The organism is Pseudomonas sp. KU26590, from assembly GCF_026153515.1.
Classification (GTDB): domain Bacteria; phylum Pseudomonadota; class Gammaproteobacteria; order Pseudomonadales; family Pseudomonadaceae; genus Aquipseudomonas.
Map to the genome: position 1 here is coordinate 2,602,287 of NZ_CP110644.1, position 1,572 is coordinate 2,603,858.

The following is a 1,572-nucleotide window of genomic DNA, read 5'->3' on the forward strand; positions in this document are numbered from 1 at the left end:
AACATTTTTGATGCGCGTGAACTGCCATCCGGCGCCAGCGACCTTGTCGTACGGCTTGCCGGAGTCGATCGCGCATCGCGCCTTACGAGAGGGAAGCATGGAACTCGTCTACGACTTCATCGGCATCGGTTTCGGCCCGTCGAACCTGGCTTTGGCCATTGCCACCCAGGAGCATGCCCAGCGCAGCGGTCTGGCGCCCCACGTGTGTTTCCTCGAGAAAAAGCCGGCGTTCAACTGGCACGAAGGCATGCTGATCGACGGTTCCACCATGCAGATATCCTTCCTCAAGGACCTGGTGACCCTGCGCAACCCGGCCAGCCGTTTCACCTTCGTCAACTACCTCAACGAGCGCGGTCGCCTGCAGGACTTCATCAATTTGAAGACCTTCTTCCCGACCCGCGAGGAGTACACCGACTACCTGACCTGGGCCGCGTCGCACTTCAACGAGCAAGCCCATTACGGCGCCGAAGTGATGTCGGTCGAGCCGCATTTTGAAGACGGCCGCTTTGTCGCCATGGACGTGTTGTCCCGTGATGCGAAGGGTGAAATTTCCCGGCGTCGCGCGCGCAATCTGGTGTTCGGCATCGGCGGCATTCCCCAGTCGCCGGCGGCCTTCGACGGTCTTGAAGACGCGCGCGTGCTGCACTCTGCCGGCTATCGCGGCGGCATCGAAAAACTCCTCGCCAACCGTCCCGGCCCGGTGCGCGTGGCGGTGGTCGGCGGTGGCCAGAGCGCGGCGGAGATCTTCGAAGACCTTGCGTCGCGTTTCGACAACGTCGAGGCCACGCTGGTGATTCGTGGCAGCGCGCTGAAGCCCTCCGATGACAGCCCCTTCGTCAATCAGATCTTCAATCCGTCGTTCACCGACACCATCTTCAACCACAGCCAGGAGCGCCGCGTCGCGCTGTTCGACGAGTTCCGCAACACCAACTATTCGGTGGTCGACACCGACCTGATTGAAACGATTTTCCAGCGCATGTACCAGCAGAAGGTGCGCGGCGAAGAGCGTCACCGCATGCTCACCAACCGTGAAGTGGTCCACGCCGAAGTGGCCGCCGACGGCATCGAGCTGTTCCTGCGCGATGCGCCCCATGACCAGATGAGCAGCGAGACCTTTGACGTTGTCGTGCTCGCCACCGGTTACCGCCGCGACTACCACCTGGAGCTGCTCTCGGGCATTCAGCAATACATTGAGGGCGCCAACGTCGACCGTCACTATCGTTTGCCCCTGACCCCCGGCAGCGAAGCAGGCGTCTTTCTGCAGGGCTGCTGCGAAGACAGCCACGGCTTGAGCGACACCCTGTTGTCGGTGCTGGCGATCCGCTCCCAGGAAGTCGTCGAATCGATCTTCGGCGACCAGGCGCAGCCGTGTTCGGCGCGCGCTGCCCATGGGGCGTTGCAGGTGCAGGCCGAGCCGCGCGTGGCACTCAAGCTGGCGCGCTAAGCCCGTGCGTTAAGTCGCATCCGTTACAACGGTGGTCGTCAGCGGCCACCCACTCTTTTCTCACAACGTTGTGGGCCGCCTTTGCGCTGCCTGCGGGTTGAGCCTTGTCGATACAAACAGGTGAAAGA

At 62.3% G+C, this 1,572-nt stretch carries 1 protein-coding gene; it reads left to right on the forward strand.

Going from position 1 to position 1,572, the window contains the following annotated elements; genetic code table 11:
* Positions 1 to 97: 97 nt before the first annotated feature.
* Positions 98 to 1,444: a lysine N(6)-hydroxylase/L-ornithine N(5)-oxygenase family protein gene (locus OKW98_RS11570; RefSeq protein WP_265389277.1), complete on the forward strand. Its 1,347-nt coding sequence runs from the start codon at positions 98 to 100 to the stop codon at positions 1,442 to 1,444.
* Positions 1,445 to 1,572 lie beyond the last annotated feature (128 nt).